Origin of the sequence: Micromonospora sp. NPDC048947 (genome assembly GCF_040649495.1) — a bacterium.
Lineage (GTDB): Bacteria > Actinomycetota > Actinomycetes > Mycobacteriales > Micromonosporaceae > Micromonospora > Micromonospora alfalfae.
Genome location: NZ_JBEZFO010000001.1, coordinates 219,565 through 245,328, shown reverse-complemented (window position 1 = coordinate 245,328; position 25,764 = coordinate 219,565). Strand labels below are relative to the sequence as shown.

The window sequence follows — 25,764 nt, the reverse complement described above, 5'->3', positions numbered from 1 at the left end:
ATCTATTTCTGGGGGGGGGGGGGGGGGGGGGGGGGGGGGCGCCCCGCGCCGCCGGGGGGGGGGGGGGGGGGGCGGCCCCCCCCCCCCCCCCCCCCCCGCCCCGCTGGCGTACGGCTCAGTGAATCGCGGCCTTTGCCGCCGCCTCCTCCTGGGCGCGTCGTTCGTCCCCGCTGAGGGTGTGCAGCGGCTTCTCCTTGATGAACAGCACGACGATCAGCGCGAGCAGCGCGATCGGCGCGCCGACCAGGAAGAGGTCCGCGGTGGCGATGCCGTACACGTCCTGCACGATGCGCAGCACCGGCTCGGGCAGGGTGGACAGGTCGGGCACCTCGGCGGAGCCACCGCCCGCGGTCGCCGCCGGGCCGAGCCGGTCGGTCGTCAGCGAGGTCACCCGACTCGCCAGGACCGCGCCGAGGGCGCTGACCCCGATCGCGCCGCCCATGCTGCGGAAGAACGTCAGCACGGAGGTGGTGGCACCGAGTTCGTGGGCCGGCACGTCGTTCTGCGCGGCGAGCACGAGGTTCTGCATGAGCATGCCGACGCCGACGCCCAGTACGGCCATGTAGATCGACAGCACGAGGACGCTGGTGTTGGCGTCGATGGTGCCCAGCAGCAGCATCCCGACGGTCATCACCGCGGCGCCGGCCACCAGGTACGCCTTCCACCGGCCGTACTTCGTGATGAGCTGCCCGGCCACCGTCGACGAGACGAGCAGACCGAAGATCATCGGGAGGCTCATCAGGCCCGCGACGGTGGGCGACTTGCCCAGCGAGATCTGGAAGTACTGGGACAGGAAGACGGTGCCGCCGAACATCGCGACACCGACCAGCACGCTGGCGATGGTGGCCAGGGAGACCGTGCGGTTGCGGAAGATGCTCAGCGGGACGATCGGCTCCGCCGCCCGCGACTCGACGAACACGGCCAGCGCCAGCAGGACCAGACCGCCGATGACCATCACTGCCGTCCAGCCGGAGGCCCAGTCGAACTTGTTGCCGGCCAGGGACGACCAGATCAGCAGCGTGGAGACGCCCGAGGTGATGAGCAGGGCCCCCAACCAGTCGATCTTCGCCTTACGACGGACGACCGGCAGGTGCAGGGTGCGCTGAAGCAGGGCGATGGAGATGATGCTGAACGGGACGCCGATCAGGAAGCACCACCGCCAGCCCAGCCACGACGTGTCGACGAGCAGGCCGCCGATCAGCGGACCGGCGATGGTTCCCACACCGAAGACCGCGCCGAAGATGCCGGCGTAGCGGCCCAGCTCACGCGGCGGGATCATCGCCGCCATGACGATTGTGGCCAGCGCCGTCATGCCGCCGGCGCCGATGCCCTGGACGACCCGGCTGAGCAGCAGAACCTCGACGTTCGGCGTGAAGCCCGCGATGAGTGAACCCACCACGAACAGTCCCAGCGACAACTGGATCAGCAGTTTCTTGCTGTACAGGTCGGCCATCTTGCCCCACAGCGGCACCGTCGCCGTCATGGCGAGCAGTTCGCTGGTGACGATCCACGTGTAGACGGTCTGGCTGCCGTTCAGATCCGCGATGATCCGCGGCAGCGCGTTCGCCACCACTGTGGAGGCGAGGATGGACACGAACATGCCGACCATCAGGCCGGAAAGGGCCTGGAGAACCTCCCGACGCGACATGCGCGTGCCGACCTCGGCGGTGTCGGCGGGCGGGACGGTGGTGGTCATTGACGCTCCCTTGTCGGGTTTCTGGCGGAGTGGCTGGCCCCGGAGCTGATGCGGCGGGGAAGAGACTGGCGGGTCAGGAGATGGCCGGTGGATCCGGCAGGCCGGCGGCGATAGCGGCGAACGCCTCGTCGACGAAGTCGTGCAGCGGCCGGTCGTCGTCACCGGCGGCCCAGCGCAGCATCGCGGTGCGGAAGGCAGCACCGGCGACGGCGACGACCAGCGGCGGATGGCCGTGGTCGAGTCCGACGCCGAGGCGGGTGGCGACGACCGCCACCATGGCCTGCTCGGTGGCGCTGTTGCCGGCCACCAGCCGGGGCAGCAGCGCGGGGTTCTGGGTGATGACCGTGAGTCGCAGCCGCCACAACTCCCTGTCGGCCTGGATCGAGTCGACCGACTCGTCGAGGGCGACCCGCACGGCCTGCAACGCCGACACCTGGGCGGGGGCGGCTGCCAGACGCGCCACGACCGGGTTGCCGTCGAGCGCCGGATCGTCGGTGAGCGCCTCGTCCTTGCAGGTGAAGTAGTTGAAGAAGGTCCGTGAGGAAACGTCCGCGGCCTCGCTGATCTCCTCCACCGTGACGTGCTCCAGGCCGCGTTCGGCGACCAGCCGCAGCGCGGCGGCGGTCAACGCCGCCCGCGTCTGCGCCTTCTTGCGGTCGCGACGCCCGGGCGAAGCGTGGTCGGTGTCGGTCACGCTGGCGAGATTAGGAGTGAACTTTCACAGTCTGCAAGTTTTTAGAGTGTGAAGTGATCTTCCTGACTCGTGACCTGGACGGAGACCGAGGGATCCGGTCGCTCGGTGTGGGGCACGGCGCCGGTGGTCTCCAGGATGAGCGCGGCGACCAGGTCCGGGTCGTCGCTCATCGGCACGTGCCCGCAGCGGGGCAGCGTCACCACCCGCGCCGCCGGCAGGCCCGCGCGGGCCCGCTCGGCCTGGTGGACGCCGAAGATCCGGTCGCGGTCACCCCAGCCGATGGTCACCGGCACCGTCGCGTCGGACAGCCGAAGGCAGTCGAAGCGATAATCGCGGGCGGCCCGGGCCACGGCGTTGAAGCCGACCCCGCGTCGCAGGGCGAGCGCGTCGCCCAGCGCGCGCTCGACATCCAGCAGTGTCGGGCGGGCCATCAGCGGCGCGAAGCACAACGCCCGCAGGTACGCCGAGCGCAGCGCGACCCGCATGATCGGCGTGGGCAGGTACGAGTTGGCCCGCAGCATCCGGAGGATGGCCAGCGCCCGTCGACGCTCCGCCGGGGTGAAGAAGCCGGCGGGGGAGAAGGCGGTGGCCGAGGCGACCGCCCCGGTTGCCGCAAGCTCCAGGGCGATCGCCCCGCCGAGGCTGTAGCCGGCGACGTGCGGACGCTCCAGCCCCCACTCGGTCAGCGCCGGCAGGACCCCGGCCACTGTGGTGGCCATGTCGGCGGGCATGCCGGTGCCGGGCACCGGGGAGTTCCCGAAGCCGGGCAGGTCGAGCGCGATCACCTCGTGGTGGGCGGTCAACCGGTCGAACACCGGCTCCCACGCCTGATGGCGGTGACCGATGCCGTGGATGAGCACGAGCGGCTCGCCGCTGCCCGCACGTCGGAAATGAATGCTCATGGCCGCTCTCCCACCGAGGTCCTGCCGAAGGAACGCCCGAGCTGGCGTACCTCGTCTTCCATCTGGCCGACCATGGTCCGGCCGCCGAAGCGGGTGATCAACGCGTCCGAGAGGCCGCTCAGCACCACCGGCCGCAGCGCCTGTACCAGGGCGAGCGCCCGGGGCACGTACACGGTGCGCTTGCGGCGTTCGATGCCGTGCAGCAGGGCCTCGACGCACTGCTCGACGGGTACGACGGTGGACAGCGGCCACGGCAACCGGCGCAGCGTGGTGCGGAAGGACGCCAGGTCGGCACGGATGTCACGGACCAGGTCGGTGTCGGTCCAGATCGGATGCGCGGTGCCGACCGTGACGCCGCGTGAGCGGGTCTCCAGGCGCAGCACGTTGGCGAACTGCTCCACACCCGCCTTGGACGCGCAGTAGGCGGCCATGCCGGGCATCGCAGTGAAAGCGGCAGCCGACGAGACGACCAGGACGTGACCACGGGCGGCGGTGACGTGGGGCAGCGCCGCGCTGACAGTGCGGATCGCGCCGCAGAGGTTCACCTCGACGGTACGGACCAGCGCGTCGACCGGCCCCACGGCGACTGTGCCCAGGTTCGCGATGCCCGCGTTGGCCACGACCACGTCGATGCCACCGAAGCGATCCACAGTGGAGGCGACGGCGGCGTCCAGCGCGGCCTGGTCGGTGACATCACACTCGTACCAGTGCGCGTCGAGGTCGGCGCTCAGCTGCTGGAGCAGCTCGCCTTCCAGCCCGACGAGGGCGACCCGGGCTCCACGGGAGACGGCCGCACGGGCCAGCTGCGCCCCGATGCCGCGCGCCGCGCCGGTGATGAACAGGGTCCTGCCCGTCAGGTCATACCGCATCGGCGTGCTCCCGCTCCGGTTCGTTGGGGGTGCCGCCGGTCGAGGCGACCTGGTAGTCGGCCGGGCGGAACCGGCGCAGCCGCATCCGGAAGCTGGTGGCGAAGCCCGGCCAGATGGTGGTGTTACGGCCGGTGGCGTCGAGGTACCAGCTCGAACAGCCGGTCTGCCAGACGGTGCCGGCCATCTTCTTGTCGACCCGCTCGGTCCAGCGTCGTTGCGCCAGCGCGGTGGGCTCGATGGCCGTGATGCCCCTGGACCGCATGTGACGCAGGGCCGCCAGCACCAGATGCAGCTGCGCCTCGATCATCAGCACCACCGAGGTGTGCCCGAGCCCGGTGTTCGGGCCGAGCAGGAAGAACAGGTTGGGGAAGCCGGCGATGGTGGTGCCCCGGTACGCGTGCATGCTGGGGGTCCACGCGTCGCCCAGGCTGCGCCCGCCCCGACCGTGGATGCGCCGGACGACGGGGGAGTCGGTGACGTGGAAACCGGTCCCGAGGATGATCGTGTCCGCCCGGTGGTGGACGTCGTCGTCGGTGACGAGACCATCCGGCACGATCCGGGCGATGCCGGCGGTGACCACGTCGACGTTCGGTCGGGTGAGCGACGGCCAGTAGTCGTTGGAGATCAGGACCCGCTTGCAGCCCATCGCGTAGCGAGGGGTGAGCTTGTCGCGCAGGTTCGGGTCGGGAACCTGACGCCGCAGCGTACGCACCGACAGGCGCGAGGCGAGGCGGTTGACCGCCGGGTGCAGGAAGCCCAGGCCCATGCTTTCGCGGACCAGATAGAGCCCTGCCCGGGCGGCCCGCTGCGCACCGGGCACGGTGCGGAACGCGGCCTGCTCGACCCCGCTGATCCGGCGCGACAACCTCGGCATGATCCAGGCGGGACTGCGCTGGAAGAGCGTCAGCCTCTCGACAGTCGGCTGGATCTGTGGCACGAACTGGACCGCCGAGGCGCCGGTGCCGATCACCGCGACCCGCCGGCCGGCCAGGTCGTGGTCGTGCCGCCACCGCGCGGAGTGGAACATCGTCCCGGCGAACTCGTCGATCCCGGGCAGGTCGGGGATGGCCGGGTCGCTGAGCGGGCCGGCGGCACAGATCAGGACCCGGGCGCTGTGGTCGCCGCCCGAGGTGCGCAACAGCCAGCGTTGGCGCTGGTCGTCCCACCTCGCCTCGTGCACCTCGTGGCGCAGACGCAACTTCGGGCGGATGCCGAAGCGGTCGACGCAGCCGCGCAGGTAGTCCCAGATCTCCGGCTGGCCGGAGAACGTGTTCGACCAGCCGTGGTTGGGGGCGAAGGAGAACGAGTAGAGGTGCGACGGGACGTCACAGGCGCAGCCCGGGTAGCTGTTGTCCCGCCAGGTGCCGCCGACGTCCGCACCCCTGTCGAAGACGAGAAAGTCGGTGAAGCCGGCCCGCTGTAGGCGGATGGCGGCGCCCAGGCCACCGAATCCGGCGCCGATGATGGCGACGTCTGTTTCCATTCACTCCTCCGTGGGCTCGGGCGCGGCAGGCGGGCCGGCCTCTGGCGGCCAGGGCGGATCGCCCACGCCGGTGATGCGTACGCCGCCCCACGGATCGATCTCGGCCAGTCGGGCCGCCCGGACGCGGTCGGCGATGCGCACCTCGACGTCGCGCCGACCGGAGCGCAGCAGGTGGGCCACCCGCGGCTCGGGCTCGATCCGTCCGCCCCAGTGGAAGCGGCCGTCGACGGGCTCCCACCGCCCGCTGAGGTGCACCCGGACCGGGGTGCCCTCGACACCCGCCGGGCCGTGGTATCTCACGGCACGATCCGCTCGTGGGCGCGGGTGAGCTCGTGCGGCAGGTCCGCGCTGGCCCGCACCCCCTCGATGCCGCTCCACAGCAGGGTGGTCAGGTAGTCGGTGAGGGCCGCCCGGCTGATCGGCTGGCCGTGTGTGGTCCACCAGTCGCCGACCGCCTGCACGAAACCCACCAGGCCGTACGCCCAGGGCTCGGCGGGACCGGCGTCCAGGCCCAGCGTGCGTAGCCGGTCGCCGATCACCCGGGCGAGCCCGGCGGCCACCTGCCGGCTGGTGCCCGCGATCACCTGGTGGATGCCGGGGTCGCCGGACTGGTGCATCAGGAACCGGTAGAGCCTCGGCTCCGACTCGATCACGCCCAGGTAGGCGTCGATCGTCGCTTCGACCAGGCCACGTTCCTCGCGGACCTGTTCGATGGCGGGCGCGATGGTGTCGACCATCCGGGCCGCCACCACCTCGCTGACCGCTACCCAGAGCTGCGACTTGTCGGCGAAGTAGCGGTACAGAACCGGTTTGCTGACGCCAGCGGCGGCGGCCACCTGTTCCATGTCGACCTCCGGCCCGTGCCGCAGCAGCGCCTGCATGGCGGCCCCGACCAACTCCTGCCGTCGTTGCTCACGATGGTCTGCCCAGCGGTCTCGGCGGCCGTTGCCCTTCGCCTTCGGGCTGCCGTCGGGAGGGATGGCCGACGGGTCGGACGCATTGACATCGGTGAACGGCGATTGCATGCTACTACTCGTAACAGTTACCGATCGTCACGTCAATATGGAGGAACCATGGAGGCGGCGGAAACCGAGCGTGCGGCGGTCGCCGAGCGACTGCTCACGTCCTCACTGCGGACCAGCTACGACCCCACCGTCGAGATCGACTGGGACGCCCCGCACACCCCCGGCGCCTACTGGCTCCCGCCGCAGCGCAGCAGCCTCTACGGCACCCCGTTGTGGGAGCAGCTCAGCGAGGAGCAGCGCGTCGAGCTGACCAAACACGAGGTGGCCAGCGCGGCCAGCGCCGGGCTGTGGTTCGAGACGATCCTCATGCAGATGCTGATCCGGGAGTACTACCGCGCCGACCCGACCAGCCGGCAGGCCCAGTACGCGTTGACCGAGGTCGCCGACGAGTGCCGACACTCCATCATGTTCGGCCGGCTGATCGAGGCGATGGGTTGTCCGGTCTACCGCGCCAGCGCCACCGACCACCACCTCGGGCGCTTTCTCAAGGCCACCGCCAGCGGCCCCAGGATGTTCGCCGCGATCCTCATCGCGGAGGAGATCCTCGACGCGTTCCAGCGCGAGATCATGGCGGACGAGTCTCTCCAGCCGCTCATCCGGATGGTCTCCCGCATCCACGTGGTGGAGGAGGCGCGGCATGTCCGGTTCGCCCGCGAGGAACTGGCCGCGGCGGTCGCGGCCACCGGCCCGCTGGGCATGGCGTACGCCCGGCTGTTGGTCGGTCGTGCCGCTTACACGATCGCCAACCGCCTGGTCCACCCCGACGCGTACGCGGCGGTGGGCATCCCGCCGGCTGTCGGTCGTGCCGCTGCCCGCGCCAACCCGCGCTGGCGTGCCACCCTGCGCTGGTCGGCGGCGCGTGTGCACGCCAACCTGGCGGACGTCGGCCTGGTGGCGGGGCCGGGGCGTCGGCTCTGGGCCCGGGCCGGGCTGATCTGATCGTCGCCCCGCGGGCGGGAGCGGCATGGGGCGGGGACCGTCTCCGGCCGGACCCCACGCCGCCCGTGTGGGCTCACTAGCTGCGGGCGAAGCCACCCTTCGGCGCGATGATCTCCAGGTTCGTCCCGTCCGGGTCGTTGAAGTACGCGACATCGGTGCCGACCGCCGCCGGCGGCTCCACCTCGCCGGACGCGAACGTGTACGGCTGGCCGAGGAACTCGAACCCGGCCTCGCTCATCCGGTCGTAGACCGCGCGTACGTCGTCCACGTGGAAGCACAGGTGCATCGAGCCGGGCCGGTTGGCCGCCACCTGGGCGGCGTCGCCGATCGGCTCCTGGAACTGGATCAGGTCGATGCCGAGGTTGTCGAGGTTGAACGTGGCGTACCGCAGCTTCGTCGTCGGCAACCCCTGTGACTGCGCGAACCCCGCGCCGTGCATGCTTTCATCCCGAACGACCGGTTCCGCGCCGAGCAGGGCCTGGTAGAACGCGACCGAGCGGTCGAGGTCACTCACCGCGATCCCGACGTGCGCGGCCTTCTTCAGCCCAATGGACACGGTCGAGGGATTGGGGAATGCCATCCTGACTCTCCTTACCAGCGCTCTTCGTCGCCTGTGTTGATGCTGATCTTCCTGGCGTACCCAGGGCGAGATCAGTTCATGCGACGTGGCTGTCAGGCCCGCTCGACCCGCGCCTGCTGGTGATCTGTCAGCCGCAGCCCCACCCCGCGCACGACATCGATGGTGGCCCCGGTGCCCAGGTCGTGCAGCTTGCGGCGCAGCCGCTTGACCAGCGACTGCACGTCCGCCTTGCGCTCGCGCCCCTCGTCACCCCAGACCGAGCGGTGCAGCTCGGCGTAGCTCCAGACCCGGGCCGGCTCGGTGATCAGGCAGGTCAGCAGGTCGTGTTCCAGGCGGGTGAGGTCGATCTCGCGTTCCCCGCAGCGGGCGCTGGAGCGGGCAGAGTCGATCACCAGGGCGGCGACCGGCGCCGGTTCGGACGGGGCGGCCACCTGCTGCGGAGCGGCGATCAGCCGGCGCAGCTCGTCGAGGTCGGCGACCAGCAGCAGCGGCGCGATGCCGTCCAGAAGCTCAGCGAGCCGGATGCGCTCGGCGGGCGACGGGGTCACCGCGATCAGCAGTGGGAACGGCTCGTCGGCCGGCTCACTCCTGTTCACCGTTGCCTCGTCCTCGGCCACCGCACCACCCGGGATCGATGGGCATCCCTGCCCAACTCTCGTCACGGTCCTGACAATGATTGGCAAGCGTGCCGCCAGCCAGGGCAACTCTTAGCGACAAGTTGCTCACGGCAAGTTCTTGATCGTCCGTTCTTCTCGATCATAGTGTCCACTCGGGCAACCGGCGTGACCCGCGCGGTGCATGGGGAGGTCCACCATGGCCCACTACACCCTGGGTCGTTCTGAGGGAGGCAGCACCGATGTTCAGACGTCCACAATGGCGGCGCGCGGCCAGATCGCTGGTGAGCGCCGGCGCGGCGACGATCCTCGCCGCGACATGCTTGGCCACTGTCAGCTCCGGCGCGCAGGCCGCGCCGGGCGGTGCGATGGGGGCGGGCGCCCCGACCGGGGACAAGATCCGACCGGAGCTCGCCAAGCAGCTCCAGGCCAAGAGTGAAGGGGACTTCTGGATCCGGTTCAAGGACCGGGCGGACCTCAGCAAGGCCAGCGCCATCAAGGACTGGTCGAAGCGTGGCACGGCGGTGGCGGACGCGCTGCGCAAGACCGCCGCCGCGAGCCAGGGCAAGATCCGGGCCGACCTCGACAGCTCGGGCACCAGATACCAGACCTTCTGGGCCACCAACGCCATCAAGGTGAACAGCGGTTCGCTGGCGATGGCCCAGAAGTTCGCCGGGCACTCGGAGGTCGAGGGCCTCTACGCCCCGGTCGCGTACAAGGTGCCGGAGACGACCAAGGGCACCGACGAGAAGACGGTGAACGCCCTGGAGTGGGGCATCGCCAACATCAACGCCGACGACGTCTGGTCCCAGTACGGAGTCAAGGGCGAAGGCATCACCATCGCGAACATCGACACCGGGGTGCAGTTCAACCACCCGGCGCTGGTGAACTCCTACCGGGGCAACAACGGCGACGGGACGTTCGACCACAACTACAACTGGTTCAACGCCGCCAACGCTACCGGGGCCTGCGCCACCGCCCCCTGCGACGGCGATGGCCACGGTACGCACACCATGGGCACCATGGCCGGCTCCGACGGCGCGAACCAGATCGGTGTCGCCCCCGGGGTCAAGTGGATCGCGGCGAACGGTTGCTGCCCCAGTGACGCGGCTCTTGTCGAATCCGGTCAGTGGATGCTCGAACCGCTCGACCTCAACGGTCAGAACGCGGACGCGAGCAAGCGACCGAACATCATCAACAACTCGTGGGGCACCCAGGACCCGTCCAACGAGCCGTTCATGGAGGACGTGACGGACGCCTGGGCCGCGTCCGGAATCTTCGGCACCTGGTCCAACGGCAACAGCGGGCCGGCCTGCCAGACCAGTGGCTCGCCGGGCAGCCTCGTCAGCAACTACTCGACCGGCGCGTACGACGTCAACAACAACGTCGCCGGCTTCTCCTCCCGCGGGGCCGGTCAGAACGGCGAGATCAAGCCCAACATCTCCGCGCCGGGCGTGAACGTCCGGTCGAGCATCCCCGGCAGCGCCTACGGCAGCATCAGCGGCACCTCGATGGCCGCACCGCACCTCGCGGGCGCGATAGCGCTGCTGTACTCGGCGGCACCGTCGCTGGTCGGCGACGTCAACGCCACCCGCGCGCTGCTCAACGGCGCCGCGATCGACAAGGCCGACGACCAGTGCGGTGGCACCGCCGCCGACAACAACGTCTACGGCGAAGGTCGACTGGACGCCCTCGCGTTGCTCAACGCCGCCCCGACCGGCGACATCGGCACGCTGGCCGGCACGGTCACCGACGCGACCTCCGGCGCCCCTGTCGCCGGCGCGACACTGACGCTCACCGGCGCGTCCGCGCGTGAGCTGACCACCGGCGCCGACGGCAAGTTCTCCACCCAGCTCCCCATCGGCGACTACCAGGTCGCCGTCGCGGCGTTCGGGTACGCCAGCACCACCAGAACGGCAACGGTCGCCAAGGCCGCGACCACGACGCTCAACGTCGCCCTCACGGCGGTGCCGAGTGTCAACGTCACCGGAGCGGTCACCGACGGCTCCGGCCACGGCTGGCCGTTGTACGCGAAGGTGACAGTGACTGGCGTGTCCGGTGTCTACGACTACACCACCCCGTCGAACGGCCGCTACAGCATCAAGCTGCCGGCCGGGCAGACGTACACCCTGAAGTACGAGCCGCAGTACCCGGGCTACCAGACCGTCACCAAGCAGGTGGTGGTCGGCTCGGGCAACGCCACCGCCAACGTCGCCGTGCCGGTGGACAGCAGCGTCTGCACCACCGCGCCCGGATACACGACCGGCTCCGACGGTGAGTACGAGACCTTCGACGCCACGACCACGCCGGCCGGCTGGACCGTCGTGGACAACGCGGGCAGCGGTCAGGTCTGGAAGTTCACCGACGACGGAGACCGGGGCAACCTGACCGGTGGCACCGGCAACTTCGCGATGGTCGACAGCGACGCCTACGGAGCGGGCACCAGCCAGGACACCGCCCTGGTCAGCCCGGTGGTCGACCTGACCAGCGTCACGGCCCCGGTCATCCGGTTCAACCAGGACTTCAACCAGCTCAACGACGACACGGCCGACGTGGACCTGAGCATCGACGGCGGTGCCACCTGGACCAACGTGCTCCGGCAGGAGACCGACGTCCGGGGACCGAAGCTGACCGAGATTCCGATTCCGCAGGCCGCCGGCCAGGCGCAGGTGCAGGTCCGCTTCCGCTACTACGACGCCTCCTACGAGTGGTGGTGGGAGGTCGACAACGTCCTGATCGGCAGCCAGGTCACCTGCGTGCCGGTCGACGGTGGTCTGGTCGTCGGCAACGTCCGCGACAAGAACGACGGCAGCTACGTCAACGGCGCGACCGTCACCAGCAAGGACCGGCCCGCCGAGAAGGCCGTCACAGTGGCGACCCCGGACGACCCGGGGCTGGCCGACGGCTTCTACTGGATCTACTCGTCGCTCACCGGCGAGCACCCGTTCACGGCGACCGCCGGCAACTACGTCAGCCAGACCAAGTCTGTCGACGTCGAGGCCGACTGGGCGACCACCGCGAACTTCCAGCTCGCGGCCGGTCGACTGGCGGTGACGCCGACGCAGCTGAGCGCGACGCTCCAGATGCCCAACGGCAAGACCAGCAAGTCGTTCACGGTGACCAACACCGGCGGCGCGCCGGTGGAGGTCAAGTTCGGTGAGCGGGACAACGGGTTCGAGCTCCTGCGGGCGGACGGTTCCACTGTGACCCGGCAGCAGGTGCTCGGGTCCGGTGGGGCGCCGGAGCAGCGGCTCACCGTCCCGACGTCGTTCGCCGCCAAGGCGTCCGGCAAGGAGGCCAAGGCGGCTGCCGCGGCGACCGGCCCGCAGGCGGCGCCGTGGACCGACATCGCCAACTACCCGGCCACGATCATGGACAACCGGGTGGTGAACCTGGACGGCAAGGTGTATTCGCTCGGTGGCGGCGACGGTGAGGCCTCCACCACCAAGAACTACGCCTACGACCCGGCCGCGCAGACCTGGACGGCGATCGCCGACCTTCCCGGTGCGCGTAACGCAGTGACCGCCGGCGTGGTGAACGGCAAGATCATTGTCACGGGCGGCTGGGGCGACGCGGGCCCGGACTCCGCCACCTGGTCGTACGACCCGGGGGCCAACACCTGGACCGAGCTGGCCGACAACCCGGCACCGCGGGCCGCGGCCGGTCAGGCAGTCGTCGACGGCAAGCTGTACGCGGTCGGTGGCTGCACGACGGCGGCCTGTCTGCCGATGTCGAACAGCGTCGTCCGCTACGACCCGACCGGTGACAAGTGGGAGACGCTGGCCAACTACCCGAAGTCGGTGGCCTTTGCCTCCTGCGGCGGGATCGACGGCGTCCTCTACTGCACCGGCGGCAATGACGGGTCCGCGGCGCAGAAGTCCAGCTACGCCTTCGACCCGGGTGCCAACACCTGGACCGCCATCGCCGACGCGCCGACCGACAACTGGGCCAGCTCGTACGCGGTCGCCAGCGGCAAGCTCCTCGTCGTCGGTGGCTCGCAGGGTGGGGCCATCAGCAACGCCGGCTTCGCCTTCGACCCGGCCGCCGGGTCGTGGTCCAACCTGCCCAACTCGAACACCGCGCGGTACCGCGGCGGCGCGGCGTGCGGCTTCTACAAGATCGGCGGCTCGTCCGGCAACTTCAACGCGGCCCCGGACAGCGAGGTGCTCCCGGGCTTCGAGGGATGCTCCGAGTCGGCGGCCGACGTCAGCTGGATGACCATCGACAAGTCGGCGGTCACCCTCGCACCGGGCGCGAAGGTCACTGTCACCGTCGGGCTGACGGCGAACGTGGACCAGCCGGGCACCTACTCCGGCGCCGTCGCGATCTCCGAGAACACCCCGTACTCGGTGGCGCCGGTCGCGGTGACCATGACCGCGAACCCCCCGAAGACCTGGGGCAAGCTCATGGGTACGGTCACCGGCACCAGCTGCCAGGGTGCGACAGCGCCGCTCACCGGTGCTGTCGTACAGGTCGACTCGTGGGCGGCCTCGTACACCTTCGCCACCGACGCCGAGGGCAGGTACGCCTACTGGGTGGACCGCCGCAACAACCCGCTCACCATGATCGTGGCCAAGGACGGCTGGAAGCCGCAGACCCGTCAGACCAGGATCGACACCGCCACTCCGACCGTGGAGAACTTCGGTTTGGCACCCATCAAGTGCTGACGCACTAGCCGATGAGGTCCGGCCCGCCTGGTCCCCGACCAGGCGGGCCGGACCGCGCCCGGGGGTGATTCAGACGGGAGCGAGCCGGAAGCCGACGCCGCGTACCGAGTGGATCGTCGCCGCGGCGTTGAGACTGGCGAGCTTGCCGCGCACCCGGCGGATCACCGAGTGCATGTCGGAGCCCCGGCCGAGGTGCCGGTTTCCCCAGACCTCGAGGTGCAGGCGTTCGTAGGTCCAGACCTGACCGGGCGCGTGCACCAGGCAGAGCAGGACGTCGTGCTCCAGTCGGGTCAGGTCGATCTCCTGGTCGCGCCAGCGCAGCACCCGGCGGTCGGAGTCGACGGCCAGATCCGGTGGCGGTGGCTGTGGGCTCGGCGCCGCCTCGGCGAGCGCCACCCGGGTCGGGGGAGCCGGGGCGGCAGGCGCCTCGACCACCCCGAGGAACTCTCGTGCCTGGTCGACTGTCGAGACGATCAGGAAGGCGTCACTGCCGCCGAGCAGCCGGGCCAGATGTCGCCGCTCGGCCGGCGAGGATGCGATGCCGATGACCAGGCTGGCCACTGGGATTCCCTGCATGTGCCAACACCTTCCGGTTCCCCAACTCACTCCGGATGGATTTTTCGTACCGCCGACCGAAACATCGATCGGCGTCCTGACCCTAGTGGTGGCTGATCTCGGCTGGGTAAAACATAGTTGCATGGAAGCATGTGAATCCCATCGCGCCGTGCAGGTCCACCGGTCCCACCGCCGACGATCCGCTTTCCGGAGGCGGTGGGGGTGGTTGTGACAGAACCAAGACAATCCGAGGACGGGGTACGGACCTGGCGAAGCGAGCATGGTCGCCATGTCCATCGGATCGTTGTACCTCGTAGGGCGGTCGACGCCCGGTCCGGCGCGACCGCTGCCCCACGCCCGCGCGGGGGTTCCACTGGGCCTGCGGCTGCTCGCGGCGGCGCTGTGCGGTCTGGTTGCCCTGACCGTCACCGCCGCCGTCTTCGTGCGGACGTACCCCGGGCAGTGGCTGGACGGGGTGCTCCTGCCGCGCGCCGAGCGGGGCGGAGGGTACGAGCAGCAGACCGTGCTGGTGGGCCCGGCCAAGACGGTGCTGGCCACCTTCGGCAGCCCGAGCCTCATCGCGGCTCTGCTCGGTGTGGTGCTGCTGGTGGGTGTGCTGCGCCGGCGGCTGGTGGCGGGGGCCGTGGGTGTGGGGATGGTCGTCTGTGCGGTGCTGCTGGCCGGCGCCGTGAAATCGGAGCTGCCCCGCCCGGATCTGCAGGTTCTGAGCTCCACCACCCACAACAGCTTCCCCAGCGGTCACGTCGCTGCGGCGACCGCACTGCTGCTGGCGTTCATGCTGGTCCTGCCCGGGTGGGCCCGGCGCTGGCTGGCGGCGCCGGGCGCTGTGGGGGTGTCGGTGATCGCCTCCGCCACGATGATCGCGGGCTGGCACCGGTTCAGCGACGTGCTCGGTGGCGTACTGCTGGGGGTGACGGTGTTCTGCCTGGGCGCGGCCGCGTTGGCGGCCTGGTCCGGCGACGGCGACACGACCGGCGGTTCGGACGGTGGCAGCCTCTGGCGCAGGCTGGCCGAGGCGGGAGTCGGGCTTGTCGTGCTGGTCTGGGCGCTGCTGGTGGTCGTGCCCGGTCTGGCCGCGTCGGTGCAGCGGGGCTTGTTGATCGCCATCGTGGCCGCCGCCGCGTCGACGATGTTCCTGGTGGGCGCTGCCGTGTTCCTGGTGCGTTCGACGGAGTTCGCGGTTCGGGTTCCCGCGCGGAGCCCCGCGCCGCCGCCGTCGACGGGAACCCGAAACATCTCATGATGGGATACTTGACGACATGTCCCAGGTGCTGTTGATCGAAGACCACCAGACGGTGCGCGACGGACTGCAGTTGGCGCTCACCCGACAGGGCCACACAGTGCATGCCGTGGGCACCGGTGAGCAGGGGTTGGAACGGCTGCGCACGACCCCGTCCGATGTCGTGGTCCTCGATCTCATGCTGCCCGGGATGGACGGGTTCGAGGTCTGCCGCCGGATCCGGCAGCTCGGCGACCTGCCGATCATCATGCTCACCGCCCGCAACGACGACATGGACGTGGTGGCCGGCCTGGAGGCCGGCGCCGACGACTACGTGGTCAAGCCCGTGCAGGCCCGGGTACTGGAGGCGCGCATCCGCGCGGTGCTGCGGCGGACCGGTGGCGACTCGCGGCGCGGCGACCGAACCGGCCTGGAACAGCACGGTGCGTTGACCATCGACCGGGCCGCGCTGGTGGTCAGCAAGGACGGAACGCCGGTCAGCCTCGCCCCGACGGAGCTGCGGCTGCTGCTCGAACTCTCGCACACGCCGGGCCAGGTGCTCAGCCGCCAGCAGCTGCTGGAGGCCGTGTGGGAGCACGGGTATCTGGGCGACTCGCGACTCGTGGACGCCTGCGTCCAGCGGGTACGCGCCAAGATCGAGGCCGATTCGTCGGCACCGCTCTACATCCAGACAGTGCGTGGTTTCGGATACCGGTTCGGGCCGCTGTGACACTGTGGCGCCGGGTCGGCGCGTGGGTCTCGGGTCTGCGGGTCCGACTCGTCCTGGCCTTCGCGCTGCTGGGCGTGACCACGACGGTGGCGGTGGCCAGTGGCAGCTACTTCCAGGCTCGGACCGTCATCCTGCAACAGGCGCAGGACGCCGCTGTGACGTCGCTGACCGACCAGCTCACCAAGGTCTACCCGATCGTCCAGCTTCCGCCGACCCAGGACGACCTCGAACTGTTGGCCCAGCGCCTCAGCGACCGGGAAAGCTTCGCGGTGGTCGTCTACCGGGACATGCGGACACAGAGCGGCTCCAAACTCGCCGACCCGCTCACCCCCGAGCTGCGGCAGGAGGTCCGTGACGGTCGCATCGCCTGGCAACGTGTCTCGCTCGCCGGAGAACCCGCGCTGCTCATCGGTACCCAGTTGGCGCTGGACAGCCCGGACGGCACGTCCCGCCCGTCCGGGGTGGAGGTCTACTCGGTGCGCAATCTCGTGCCCGAGCAGCAGAGCATCGACCAACTCGCCAGCAGGGCATGGCTGACCGGCGGGTTGTCCCTGCTCCTCGCCGTCCTGCTGGCCCTGCTGTCCGCCCGCGGAGTCCTGCGGCCCGTCCGCGACCTCAGCCAGGCGGCGCGCCGCCTCGGTGAGGGCGACCTGAGCACCCGGTTGACGATCCGGGGCGCCGACGAGTTGGCGGATGTGGCACGGACCTTCAACGACACCGCGGGCACGCTGGAGCGGCAGGTAGGCGAGCTGCGGCGACTGGAATCCGACGCCCGCCGCTTCGTGGCCGACGTCTCGCACGAACTCCGGACTCCGCTGGCCGCGATGACGGCGGTCACCGACGTGCTCGACGAGGAGGCGGAACACCTGCCCGGGGACGCGGGCCGGGCCGCCCGGCTGGTCAGCCAGGAGACGCAGAACCTCACCCAACTGGTCAACGACCTCATCGAGATCAGCAGGTTCGACTCCGGCACCGCGCGGCTCGCCCTGGACGACGTGGACGTGGCCGCGGCGGTGACCGCGACCCTGCGCATCCGCGGCTGGCTGGACCGGGTACGAACGGAGTTGGCACCCGGCATCGTGGCTCGACTCGACCCCCGCCGACTGGACGTCATCGTCGCCAACCTGGTCGGCAACGCCTTCCGGCACGGTGCCGAGCCGGTGTCGGTACGGCTCAGCGCTGACCAGGACTGGGTCACCATCGAGGTGGCCGACCGGGGACCCGGACTGGATCCGGAGGTGTTGCCACACGTCTTCGACCGCCTCTACAAGGCCGACACCGCGCGAACCCGCTCCGAGGGCAGTGGCCTCGGTCTCGCCATCTCCTGGGAGAACGCACGCCTGCACCGTGACGGCGATCGACGGGGGAGTCTCGTAGCGGGCAACGGCCACCACGGCGGCGCGGTGTTCACCCTCCGCCTGCCCCGCGAAACGGCGGACACCGGAGGTGCCAGGTGACCGGCCGACGGACGGGCCGCGCGCTGCTCGCCAGCGGCCTGCTGCTGACGCTGGTCGCGGCGGGCTGTGGGGTACGACCCAGCGGGGTCATCACCGGTCGCCCCCCGATCAGCGGCCCCGCCCGGGGCACGTGGCTCTACCTGCTCGCGCAGGGCAAACTGGTGCTGGTCCTCCGCCCGGTCAACACGGACCCGTCGCCCACCGCCGCGCTCTCGCTGCTCGCGGCCGGTCCGCAGGAGAACGAACGCGCCCAGGGTTTCACCAGCGACGTTCCGGCTGGCCTGGACCCGGTCACCGTGACGGCCGGTGCCGGTCGGTCCGGTGACCTCACGGTCCGGGCGAACATCGCGGCGCAGGCGTTGTCAGCGCGCGCGGTCGACCAGATCATCTGCACGAGCGTCGCCGCCGCGGCGCAGGTCAGCGCGGCGAACACCGCCACCACCGTCACCATCGTCGGGTCGGACGGCGCCCGAGGGCCCCGGGCGTGCCCGATCAGGTGACCGGGCACCGAGCGCCGACTCACACCAGGTGGTCGACAGCGCGTTCCGGCCGGGGCAACCCGCTGTGGTGACAGTGGTCCTGATCGGCCAGCGCACCGGCGATCAGGATGTCGATCAAGGCGGCGAAGCCGATGCCGGCCTGCTGCCAGATCTGGGGGAACTGGGACGCGGCGGTGAAGCCGGGGAACGTGTTGACCTCGTTCACTATGGGCTCGGTCGAGCCCTCGGTGGGCAGGAAGAAGTCGACCCGCAGCAGCCCACGGCAGTCGAGGGCCTGGAAGGCGCGAATCGCACGGTCCTGAAGCACCTCGGTGGTCGCCGCGTCGAGCGGGGCGGGAATCTGGAAGATCGCCCCGCCGTCGTACTTCGCGTCGTAGTCGAAGAAGCCGGCACCGGTCACCCGGATCTCCAGCGGCGGGCCGGCCTGCACCCGGCCGTCCGGGTGCTGGAGCACAGCCACGTCGATCTCGCGCCCCCGCGCTCCCTGCTCGACGAGCACCTTCGGGTCGACCTGGCGGGCCTGCGCCAGCGCGGCGGGAACTCCCGCCCAGTCGTCCACCCTGACGACGCCCAGGCTCGACCCGGCCCGGGCCGGCTTGACAAAGACCGGCAGCTCCAGCCGACGCTGGTCCTCGGGGGACAACTCCTCGCCGGGACGCAGTGTCACCCCCGGGCTGACCCGCAGGCCCTCCGCCGCGAGGAGCCGTTTGGTGACCCCCTTGTCCATGCCGGCGGCGCTGGCGAAGACGCCGTTGCCGACGTACGGCACACCGAGCCACTCCAGCAGCGACGACACCGTGCCGTCCTCGCCGTACGGACCGTGCAGGGCCGGGAACACCACGTCCTGGGCACGCAGGACGCGCAACGCCGCGGGCAGGGGCGTCGGTCGGCCGCCGACGTGCCACAGGCCGTCGCGGTCGATGAGCACCTCGGTGACCTGGTACCGCTCACGGTCCAGGTGGGCGAGGATGCTCGCCGCCGAGCGGCAGGACACCTCGTGCTCGCCGCTCTGCCCGCCGTACAGCACTGCCAGTCGGGTTGTCATGAGTTCCGTGCCCTTCCGTGGAGGTGCTCGCGGGCCACCCGGGCCCCGATACCGGTCAAGATCTCGTGTGGGTTGGTGTCGGCCCAGCGGGCCCACTCGACGACAGTGGGAGGGTGCTGGTCGTCGCCCTCGGCCGGGCCGAACACCACCACCGGGTCGCCGATCGTCACGGGAAGGTCCCCGGCGTCGACAACGCACTGGTCCATCGCGATGCGCCCGACGATCGGGCACCGCCGGCCGCCGAGCCACACCGAGGCGCGGCCACCCGCGGCCCGGGGGAGCCCGTCGGCGTAGCCGAGCGGCAGCAGCGCGAGCGTGGTCGGTGCGCCGGTCACGTGCTCGGGCCCGTAGGAGACGCCAGTGCCGGCCGGCACCCGCTTGACGTTGACCACGCTCGTCCGCACTGTCATCGCGGGGCTCAGCCCGAACTCGCCCGGACCGTTCACGCCGAACGGGTCCACGCCGTAGAGGGCGATCCCGATCCGGCAGAGGTCGAATCGGGTCCGCGGTGCGGAGAGCGCGGCGGCCGAGTTGGCCAGGTGGACGAGGTCGGGGCTCAGGCCAGCAGATCGTGCGGTCCGCAGCGCCTCCTCGAAGATCGCCACCTGACGGGTGAGCGCGGGGGCGCCCGGCAGGTCGGCGTCGGCGAGGTGGGACCACACCCCGCGCACCCGGATCCCACCCTCTCGTTCGTACTTGCGGGCCCAACCGACCAACTCCGGCCAGTCGTCCCCGGCGGCCCCGTTGCGGGACAACCCGGTGTCCGCCTTGAGCTGCACCATCGCCGGCACGCCGAGCAGACGGGCCGCGTCGGCGACGGCGTGCAGGTGCGTCGTCGTGGACACGCCGACGTCGACGCCAGTCTTGATCAACATACCGAAGTCGTCAGACGGGCCGTGCAGCCAGCTCAACGTGGGCGCTGTCACACCCGCCTCGCGAAGGGTCAGCGCCTCGGCCGTCGAGGTCACCCCCAGCCAGGAGGCGCCGGCGCGCAACGCGGCCCGGGCCACCTGCACCGCACCGTGGCCGAACCCGTCGGCCTTGACCACCGCCATCAGTCCGGTGCCGGTGACCGACGCGATTGCCCGCACGTTGCTGGCGATCGCGTCCAGGTCGATCAGGGCTTCGGCGAGGGCGCTCATCCGGCCGCCTCCACCCGGCGCGCGCCGGGCAGCGCGAACAACCAGCCCGCGCGAACCGCCAGCAGCCCGCGGTGAACGGCCAGGCTCAAACCGATCACCAGCCCGCTCAGCAGAATCGGATAACCGAGCACTATCAGGCCCTGAGCGGACCCATCCAGCCCGGAAACCGGTACGAGCAACAGCCGGTGCAGCAGGGCCAGGACCGGCATGTGAATGACGTAGATCGGCAGTGTGATGCGGCCGAGCCTAGCCAGCGGTTCGCTGAGCGCCGACCACCGCGACAGCCGGGCAGCGGCGGTTATGCCGAAGATCACTGCCAGCACGGAGACCGCCGGCCATACCCCGAACCACTGCTGGGCGCCGGTCACCGCCATCGCGGCGAGCGCCAGGACGTAACCACCAGAGGTCAGCAACAGCCGCCGGCGGCTGGCGGTGGCGGCCCACCGCTGGATCTGCGGCCGCAGGTACAGGCCGGCGAGGAAGAAGACCAGGTTCTGGTAGAGGCCGGCGCGGTTGCCCGGGGTGTCGACCAGGCCGGCGGCGGCGACGGCGGACAGCGCGGCGGCGGGGACCAGGACCAGCGCCCGGGGCGCCCGGCGGGTCACCTTGGCGATCGTGAAGTACAGCGCCAGGGCGTACAGGTACCAGAGGTTGGACGGCGTGACGGTGAGCTGCTCCAGCAGGCCGAGCGCCGAGGTGGCCCGGTCGGTAGGCAGTTGCGGCGCGGCGGCGAGGACCACTGTGTGGATCAGCAGCCAGACGGCGTACAGGTAGAGGAACCCGGCGATCCGGCTGAGGGCGACCACCCGCCACTGCCGCTGGGCGGCGTTCGCCGCGAAGACGCCCGAGATGGTGAAGAACAGCGGCATCCGCAGCGGGAGGAACTGCTCACCCAGCGCTCCCCAGAAGCCCGGCACCGGTACGCCGACGTGCCAGTCGATCTGGAGGTAGTCCTTCACGACGACGTGCCACAGCACGACGAGGATGATGCAGACGCCCTTCGCGGCATCAGCCCACTGCGCCCGGTGTGATCCGGCGGCAGGTGCGGGCGCGCAGGCAGGGGTGGGTCCGATCCGGTGGCGGTGGCGGAACCGGACGCGCGTCGCGTCAGGCTTCAGCTCGACGGGCCGGGGCTCGGTGGGAGACAGCTGTTGGATCACTCACCGAAAGCTGCCAGCCGGATATCCGCGCGTGATCCACGAATTGTCATGGTCCGGTAATGGACGCCGCCGGAGCTGATTCGTAGGCGGTTCCGAGCCGCCCACGGCAGACGCCGGGCGGCACTAGGCTCGTTGCGGAGGTGCAAACATGAAGCTCGGGCTGCACTACTGGAACTACTCGACTCCGGCCGACCCGGCCGCGATCGCACCGACCCTGGCGCAGACGGCGACAGTCGCCGAGCAGGCCGGCGTCGCGTCGTTCACGGTGATGGACCACTTCTTCCAGATGGACGCGGTGTTCGCGGCCGAGGAGCCGATGCTGGAGGCGTACACCACGCTGGGCTACGTCGCGGCCATGACGCAACGGATGACGCTGGGCGTGCTGGTCACCGGCGTGATGTACCGCTACCCGGGGTTGCTCGCCAAGACCGTGACGACCCTCGACGTGCTCTCCGGCGGCCGGGCCCGCCTCGGCATCGGCGCCTCCTGGTACGAGCGGGAGCAGCTCGGGCTGGGCGTGCCGGTCGTCCCGGTGGCCGAGCGGTTCGAGCGGTTGGAGGAGACGCTGCGCATCTGCCTTCAGATGTGGAGTGCCGACGACGGCCCGTTCAACGGGCAGCACTACCAGCTCGCCGAGACCATCAACTCGCCGCAGCCGTTGAGCCGCCCGCGCCCCCCGATCATGATCGGTGGTGGCGGCGAGAAGAAGACCCTGCTGCTGGTGGCCCGGTACGCCGACGCCTGCAACCTGTTCGGCCGCGGCGGCATCGACGACATCGCGCGCAAGCTGGATGTGCTGCGCGGGCACTGCGCCGCCGAGGGCCGTGACTACGACACCATCGAGAAGACCGTGGTCGCCTCCCAGGCGCCGCTGGACGACACCGACGCGTTCCTCGCCGAGGTGTCCGAGTACGCGGCGCTCGGCGTGCGCGAGGTGCAGGTGACGCCGGATCGGGACCCTGTCGAGTTCGCCCGGCGGCTCGGCGACGAGGTGCTGCCCCGGTTGGCCGACATCGGCTGATTCCACAGCGCCAGGACACTGACGAGGGCCGTCCTCCCGGTGGTGCGGAGGACGGCCCTCGTCTGTGCCTGGGTCAGGCGACCGCGGCGGGGAACCGTTCCCAGACCCGGTGTGCGGCCATCAACTGCTGCACGGCGGTCAGCGCCTCGGCGCCCGAGCCCGCCGCCACGACGCCCGGGGTGCCGGCGACGCCGGCCTGCTCCAGCACTGTGACGCCGGAGCCCCAGGCGCCGATCGCCTTGGCGTGCCGCCAGCACTCCTCGACGAGAAGCAGCACGCGGGGGTCCACGGTGGTCGGGGCCGGCGTGCCCGCCTTGGCGTCGCGGGCGGGCAGGGCATCCGGTGCGGGTGCCGGCGCGCCGGCCAGCAGGACCGCGTCGAACTCGACCGACCGGCCGGTGGCGAAGGTGCGCTGCACCGGCAGGTCGCCGACCATGCCTCCGTGCGGGGCGATCAGCAGCGGCACCATCCCGGCGTCGAACACGGCCCTGCGGACCTCGTCGACGCCGTCCAGGTCGCCGTCGGGGTCGACGACGATCCCGACCATTCGGCCGTCACTCGGCCACTCCCGACCGACCTGCGACAGCGCCGGGCTGGGCGTGACGTCGGGAAGCGGCACTGTCGGCTGGGGCGCGGGCAGGCCCAGGCCGGTGGCGACCTGCTCGCACAGCACCGGGTCGATGTTGGCGAGGCTCTGCAGCTGACGCTCCTTGATCGCCTGGTGGTAGCACTTGCCCAGCTCGAAGGTGTACGCCCTGATGATGTGTTCCTTCTCCACCGGCGACATGCTCAGCCAGAACAGGCGGACCTGGCTGTAGTGGTCGTCGAACGAGGCGGGGTTCGCGCGTACCTTCGGCGCCTGCGCCACGGTCACCGGCACGTCGACGAAGGCGTGCTCGGCGTCCCCGGCGGGGAACGGGTTGCCGCCGTCGAGCGAGTTCGGTCGGTACGGTGCGACGCCTGCGTGCACGGCGTGCTGGTGGAAGCCGTCACGCAGCATGTCGTTCACCGCGGCGTGCGGGCGGTTGATCGGGATCTGGGTGAAGTTCGGCCCGCCCAGGCGGGTGAGCTGCGTGTCGACGTACGAGAAGAGTCGGCCCTGCAACAGCGGGTCGTTGGTGACGTCGATGCCCGGGGGCAGGTGACCGAGGTGGAAGGCGACCTGTTCGGTCTCGGCGAAGAAGTTCGTCGGCGTCCGGTTGAGCACCAGCTTCCCGATGGGCTGCACCTCGGCCAGTTCCTCCGGCACGATCTTCGTCGGGTCGAGCAGGTCGATGCCGGCGAAGGTCTCCTCGGGAGTGTCCGGGAAGACCTGGATGCCCAGCTCCCACTCGGGATACGCGCCGGCCTCGATGGCGTCGTAGAGGTCGCGGCGGTGGAAGTCCGGGTCCATGCCGCCGAGCAGCTGGGCTTCCTCCCAGGTCAGCGAGTGCACGCCCAGCTTCGGCTTCCAGTGGAACTTGGCCAGCACCGTCTCCCCGGCCTCGTTGACGAGGCGGAAGGTGTGCACGCCGAAGCCCTCCATCGTCCGGTACGAACGCGGAATGCCCCGGTCGGACATGTTCCAGATGGTGTGGTGCTGCGCCTCGGTGTGCAGCGACACGAAGTCCCAGAAGGTGTCGTGGGCGCTCTGCGCCTGCGGGATCTCCCGGTCGGGGTGCGGCTTGCCGGCGTGGATGATGTCCGGGAACTTGATCGCGTCCTGGATGAAGAAGACCGGCATGTTGTTGCCGACCAGGTCGAAGGTGCCCTCGTCGGTGTAGAACTTCGTGGCGAAGCCACGGGTGTCGCGGACCGTGTCGGCCGAACCCCGCGAACCGAGCACGGTGGAGAACCTGACGAAGACGTCGGTCTCGCGCCCCTTCTTGAGGAACCCGGCCCTGGTGACCGCCTCGGCGGTGCCGTACGCGGTGAAAACCCCGTGCGCGCCGGCGCCCCGGGCGTGCACCACGCGCTCCGGAATGCGTTCGTGGTCGAAGTGCGTGATCTTCTCGCGTAGGTGGTGGTCCTGGAGGAGCACCGGGCCGCGCGGGCCGGCCTTGAGGGAGTGGTCGGTGTCGCGCAGCCGCGCCCCGTTCGCGGTCGTGAGGTAGGCCCCCTGCTGACCGTTGGCGATCGTCGGCGCGCCGGTCTCCGCGCCGGTCGGCGTGCGCGTCTGCGGTGCCCCCTGTTCCGGCTTCGGCGGCAGCGGGTCGTGCGGCGTCGTCGGCTCCTCGAGTGGCGGCGGCGCGCTCCCCGGCGCACCGGGGACGTCCGGGGTGAGGGCGTCGGTGATCTTTTCTGAGGCGGTCTTCACGACGTTCTTGACCGCCTCGGCGGGCTTGCTGGAATCCACTGAATGAACCTCTCCATGGCGCGTGTGCGGGCCGGCGCCTGCCCTGCTACCCCAGGTCAGAGGGTCGAAACACGACTCATCTCGGCATCCTGCGCCGGGACTGGTGATTTCGCCGATGCCGGGATCGGCCAAGCAGCCAAAACTGACACACGTCGATATCCCTCGACTTTAGGGAGTGCCCGACGTGTCCTCACCAACCACCACCCGTCCCCGTTCCGTCGCAGCCCGTGCCACCCGGTTCGCGTTGGCCGCCGTCCTGGCCGCCGGCGGCGTACTGGCCGGATCCTCCGGCGCCGCCCAGGCCGCCGGCCCGTACGAGCGGGGCCCCGCCCCGACCACCGCGATCCTGGAGGCCAGCCGCGGCCCGTTCGCGACGGCCTCGCAGAGCGTGTCCTCGCTGAGCGTCACCGGCTTTGGCGGCGGCGTCATCTACTACCCGACCAGCACCAGCGAGGGCACCTTCGGCGCCATCGCCATCTCGCCCGGTTACACGGCCGCCTGGTCCAGCATCAGCTGGCTCGGACCGCGCATCGCCTCGCACGGGTTCGTGGTGATCGGCATCGAGACCAACACCCGACTGGACCAGCCGGACAGCCGGGGCCGGCAGTTGCTGGCCGCGCTGGACTACCTGACCCAGCGCAGCTCGGTGCGCAGTCGGATCGACAGCAGCCGACTCGCTGTTGCCGGGCACTCCATGGGTGGAGGCGGCAGCCTGGAGGCGGCCTCGTCGCGGCCGTCGTTGCAGGCCGCTGTGCCGCTCGCACCGTGGAACACCGACAAGAGCTGGTCCGAGCTGCGCGTGCCCACCCTGATCATTGGCGGTGAGAGCGACAGCGTCGCGCCCGTCGCGACGCACTCGGTGCCGTTCTACAACAGCATCCCGGCCTCCGCCGAGAAGGCGTACCTGGAGTTGAACGGGGCGAGCCACTTCTTCCCGCAGACCACCAACACGCCGACCGCGCGGCAGATGGTGGCCTGGTTGAAGCGCTTCGTCGACGACGACACCCGCTACGAGCAGTTCCTCTGCCCCGGCCCGAGCGGCTCGCAGATCCAGGAGTACCGCAACACCTGTCCCAGCGCCTGACGGCGGTCACGGGGCGGTCGCCGCTG

General features: G+C 70.6%; 22 protein-coding genes. 8 read left to right on the top strand and 14 right to left on the bottom strand.

Annotated elements, in window-relative coordinates:
- Nucleotides 1–115 precede the first annotated feature (115 nt).
- The 7 genes from AB0B98_RS01095 to AB0B98_RS01065 all read right to left on the bottom strand — a co-directional run bounded on the left by AB0B98_RS01095 (nucleotide 116) and on the right by AB0B98_RS01065 (nucleotide 6,669).
- Nucleotides 116–1,696, bottom strand: a complete 1,581-nt coding sequence (locus AB0B98_RS01095) for an MDR family MFS transporter (protein WP_238669465.1) — start codon at nucleotides 1,694–1,696, stop codon at nucleotides 116–118.
- A gap of 73 nt (nucleotides 1,697–1,769) precedes the next feature.
- On the bottom strand, nucleotides 1,770–2,390 hold the full coding sequence (locus AB0B98_RS01090; RefSeq protein ID WP_357359769.1) for a TetR family transcriptional regulator: 621 nt from the start codon (nucleotides 2,388–2,390) through the stop codon (nucleotides 1,770–1,772).
- A gap of 41 nt (nucleotides 2,391–2,431) precedes the next feature.
- Nucleotides 2,432–3,292 carry an alpha/beta fold hydrolase gene (locus tag AB0B98_RS01085; protein ID WP_357359767.1) on the bottom strand — a complete coding sequence of 287 codons (861 nt, stop codon included), beginning with the start codon at nucleotides 3,290–3,292 and terminating at the stop codon, nucleotides 2,432–2,434.
- Nucleotides 3,289–4,161, bottom strand: coding sequence for an SDR family oxidoreductase (locus AB0B98_RS01080; RefSeq protein WP_357359765.1), 873 nt, complete (start codon nucleotides 4,159–4,161; stop codon nucleotides 3,289–3,291). Before AB0B98_RS01080 ends, AB0B98_RS01085 begins: the two co-directional genes overlap by 4 nt.
- Complete coding sequence (locus tag AB0B98_RS01075) at nucleotides 4,151–5,644, bottom strand: NAD(P)/FAD-dependent oxidoreductase (protein WP_357359763.1); 1,494 nt, start codon at nucleotides 5,642–5,644, stop codon at nucleotides 4,151–4,153. The genes AB0B98_RS01080 and AB0B98_RS01075 overlap by 11 nt, the downstream gene beginning before the upstream one ends.
- Nucleotides 5,645–5,944: a DUF4873 domain-containing protein gene (locus AB0B98_RS01070; protein WP_357359760.1), complete on the bottom strand. Its 300-nt coding sequence runs from the start codon at nucleotides 5,942–5,944 to the stop codon at nucleotides 5,645–5,647.
- Nucleotides 5,941–6,669, bottom strand: coding sequence for a TetR family transcriptional regulator (locus tag AB0B98_RS01065; RefSeq protein ID WP_238669459.1), 729 nt, complete (start codon nucleotides 6,667–6,669; stop codon nucleotides 5,941–5,943). Before AB0B98_RS01065 ends, AB0B98_RS01070 begins: the two co-directional genes overlap by 4 nt.
- 48 nt (nucleotides 6,670–6,717) lie before the next feature.
- Between AB0B98_RS01065 and AB0B98_RS01060 the strand changes: the two genes are divergently transcribed.
- On the top strand, nucleotides 6,718–7,608 hold the full coding sequence (locus AB0B98_RS01060) for a diiron oxygenase (protein ID WP_357359757.1): 891 nt from the start codon (nucleotides 6,718–6,720) through the stop codon (nucleotides 7,606–7,608).
- Nucleotides 7,609–7,684: 76 nt separating this feature from the next.
- Here AB0B98_RS01060 and AB0B98_RS01055 read toward each other — a convergent pair whose 3' ends face one another.
- Both AB0B98_RS01055 and AB0B98_RS01050 read right to left on the bottom strand, forming a co-directional pair.
- On the bottom strand, nucleotides 7,685–8,188 hold the full coding sequence (locus tag AB0B98_RS01055) for a VOC family protein (protein WP_357359756.1): 504 nt from the start codon (nucleotides 8,186–8,188) through the stop codon (nucleotides 7,685–7,687).
- A 92-nt stretch (nucleotides 8,189–8,280) separates the two neighbouring features.
- Entirely contained in the window at nucleotides 8,281–8,784 is a 504-nt protein-coding gene (locus tag AB0B98_RS01050; protein WP_238669456.1) for a winged helix-turn-helix domain-containing protein, read from the bottom strand.
- Between the two features lie 260 nt (nucleotides 8,785–9,044).
- Between AB0B98_RS01050 and AB0B98_RS01045 the strand changes: the two genes are divergently transcribed.
- Nucleotides 9,045–13,469, top strand: coding sequence for a S8 family serine peptidase (locus tag AB0B98_RS01045; protein ID WP_357359753.1), 4,425 nt, complete (start codon nucleotides 9,045–9,047; stop codon nucleotides 13,467–13,469).
- 69 nt (nucleotides 13,470–13,538) lie between these two features.
- Here AB0B98_RS01045 and AB0B98_RS01040 read toward each other — a convergent pair whose 3' ends face one another.
- Nucleotides 13,539–14,045, bottom strand: a complete 507-nt coding sequence (locus AB0B98_RS01040) for a winged helix-turn-helix domain-containing protein (protein WP_357359751.1) — start codon at nucleotides 14,043–14,045, stop codon at nucleotides 13,539–13,541.
- A 268-nt stretch (nucleotides 14,046–14,313) separates the two neighbouring features.
- Between AB0B98_RS01040 and AB0B98_RS01035 the strand changes: the two genes are divergently transcribed.
- From AB0B98_RS01035 to AB0B98_RS01020, 4 genes are read left to right on the top strand one after another with little or no spacing between them, the layout of a single operon-like run.
- Nucleotides 14,314–15,288: a phosphatase PAP2 family protein gene (locus AB0B98_RS01035; RefSeq protein WP_357359749.1), complete on the top strand. Its 975-nt coding sequence runs from the start codon at nucleotides 14,314–14,316 to the stop codon at nucleotides 15,286–15,288.
- Between the two features lie 16 nt (nucleotides 15,289–15,304).
- Nucleotides 15,305–15,994 (top strand): response regulator transcription factor, encoded by a 690-nt coding sequence (locus AB0B98_RS01030; protein ID WP_357359747.1) that lies wholly within the window; start codon nucleotides 15,305–15,307, stop codon nucleotides 15,992–15,994.
- A complete protein-coding gene (locus tag AB0B98_RS01025; protein WP_357359745.1) occupies nucleotides 15,991–17,451 on the top strand; it encodes a HAMP domain-containing sensor histidine kinase in 1,461 nt (486 codons plus the stop codon). The genes AB0B98_RS01030 and AB0B98_RS01025 overlap by 4 nt, the downstream gene beginning before the upstream one ends.
- Nucleotides 17,448–17,951, top strand: coding sequence for a hypothetical protein (locus AB0B98_RS01020; protein ID WP_357359742.1), 504 nt, complete (start codon nucleotides 17,448–17,450; stop codon nucleotides 17,949–17,951). The genes AB0B98_RS01025 and AB0B98_RS01020 overlap by 4 nt, the downstream gene beginning before the upstream one ends.
- A 19-nt stretch (nucleotides 17,952–17,970) precedes the next feature.
- Here the strand turns inward: AB0B98_RS01020 and AB0B98_RS01015 are convergent, their stop codons facing one another.
- From AB0B98_RS01015 to AB0B98_RS01005, 3 genes are read right to left on the bottom strand one after another with little or no spacing between them, the layout of a single operon-like run.
- On the bottom strand, nucleotides 17,971–18,996 hold the full coding sequence (locus AB0B98_RS01015; RefSeq protein WP_357359740.1) for a D-alanine--D-alanine ligase family protein: 1,026 nt from the start codon (nucleotides 18,994–18,996) through the stop codon (nucleotides 17,971–17,973).
- Nucleotides 18,993–20,138, bottom strand: a complete 1,146-nt coding sequence (gene alr, locus AB0B98_RS01010) for an alanine racemase (RefSeq protein WP_357359738.1) — start codon at nucleotides 20,136–20,138, stop codon at nucleotides 18,993–18,995. The genes AB0B98_RS01015 and alr overlap by 4 nt, the downstream gene beginning before the upstream one ends.
- On the bottom strand, nucleotides 20,135–21,298 hold the full coding sequence (locus AB0B98_RS01005; RefSeq protein ID WP_357359736.1) for an acyltransferase: 1,164 nt from the start codon (nucleotides 21,296–21,298) through the stop codon (nucleotides 20,135–20,137). The genes alr and AB0B98_RS01005 overlap by 4 nt, the downstream gene beginning before the upstream one ends.
- A 148-nt stretch (nucleotides 21,299–21,446) precedes the next feature.
- On the opposite strand from AB0B98_RS01005, the gene AB0B98_RS01000 reads away from it, so the two are divergent.
- Nucleotides 21,447–22,319, top strand: coding sequence for an LLM class F420-dependent oxidoreductase (locus AB0B98_RS01000; RefSeq protein WP_357359734.1), 873 nt, complete (start codon nucleotides 21,447–21,449; stop codon nucleotides 22,317–22,319).
- A 73-nt stretch (nucleotides 22,320–22,392) separates the two neighbouring features.
- Here the strand turns inward: AB0B98_RS01000 and AB0B98_RS00995 are convergent, their stop codons facing one another.
- Complete coding sequence (locus AB0B98_RS00995; protein ID WP_357359732.1) at nucleotides 22,393–24,654, bottom strand: catalase; 2,262 nt, start codon at nucleotides 24,652–24,654, stop codon at nucleotides 22,393–22,395.
- A 184-nt stretch (nucleotides 24,655–24,838) separates the two neighbouring features.
- Here AB0B98_RS00995 and AB0B98_RS00990 point away from each other — a divergent pair, with 184 nt between their 5' ends.
- Nucleotides 24,839–25,738: an alpha/beta hydrolase gene (locus AB0B98_RS00990; protein ID WP_357359730.1), complete on the top strand. Its 900-nt coding sequence runs from the start codon at nucleotides 24,839–24,841 to the stop codon at nucleotides 25,736–25,738.
- Nucleotides 25,739–25,764: the final 26 nt, after the last annotated feature.